The following is a 371-nucleotide window of genomic DNA, read 5'->3' as shown; positions in this document are numbered from 1 at the left end:
GGAGGGGCGCGGGGCTCGGTGGGCTCTACCGGGCTCGGGCTCGACATCGTCCGCCGCGTCGCGGAGTCCACCGGTGGCGATGTGCGGATCGGGCGGTCGGTGCTCGGCGGCACGGAGGTCCGCATCTGGATCTGGCTCGACGGGCGTCGGCCCGGGCAGGGCGGGCGCCGTCGCCAGGTGGGCCGGCAGCGCCGTCGCCTCCGGTCCGCGGGCCGGTCTTAACCAGCACCGATGCGTCCCTTAAGCGAACCCTAAGAACATCAACTCGTGTCCGGTACAGCCCATTTGCCGGATTCGGTGCCGCTAGCGTGCTCCCGCACCCCCACCCCCGTACGACAGAGGCAGGCACGCAATGGGCACCAGTACGCACC

1 protein-coding gene is annotated in these 371 nt (G+C 71.7%); it reads left to right on the top strand.

Annotated features, from left to right (window positions below; genetic code table 11):
• The coding region (locus AC1DYK_RS36260) for an ATP-binding protein (RefSeq protein ID WP_478170668.1) at positions 1-222 on the top strand (222 nt) is incomplete at its 5' end.
• Positions 223-371 lie beyond the last annotated feature (149 nt).

Source organism: Variovorax sp. P2_H12, assembly GCF_056403395.1.
This window is presented reverse-complemented; position numbering and strand designations above follow the sequence as displayed.